General features: G+C 43.8%; 1 protein-coding gene. It reads right to left on the bottom strand.

Annotated elements, in window-relative coordinates:
- Positions 1-569: alpha-amylase family glycosyl hydrolase (locus R7093_RS27070; protein ID WP_318147254.1), on the bottom strand; the 569-nt coding region annotated here is incomplete at both ends.

Here is a 569-nt window from a genome sequence, read left to right as displayed (position 1 = left end):
ATCCAATACGATCTTCATGTTTTTGCTGCGGATTTTTTCGCACAATGACGCAAAATGCTCATTAGTGCCGAGCATAGGATCAATCGTGAAATAATCCGTGGTGTCGTACTTATGGTTACTTGGCGAGGAAAAAATCGGATTGAAGTACAATGCAGTTACACCCAATTGTTCAAGGTACTCAAGCTTTTGCTCAACGCCTTTTAGATCACCACCGAAGAACTCACGTGCCCCAGAGTTTTGGTGATTCCCTACTGGTTCTCCCCACGTTTTAATCACAGCATCAGGATCGTACTCGCAGTACGCTTCACGAATCGCAGACTCACTTTGACTCGCGGCAAAACGATCAGGAAAAATCTGATAGAAAACTTGTTCTTGAACCCACTTTGGCGGTTGATGGTTTACATTCAATTTGAAATGAAATTCTTTGGGCGGAATACGTTTTTGCACTCCACGTGCGTCTAGCCAATATTGCTGACCATTTCTAACGACTTTAAATACATAGTGGGTGATGTCTCGATCTCTATTCGGCTCGAACGATACTTCCCACAGCAGTAACTCTCCAACTCTGC

This window comes from Vibrio sp. 1580 (assembly GCF_033340055.1).
Note: the sequence above shows the minus strand (reverse complement) of the source record. Positions and strands in the feature narration are given on the sequence as shown.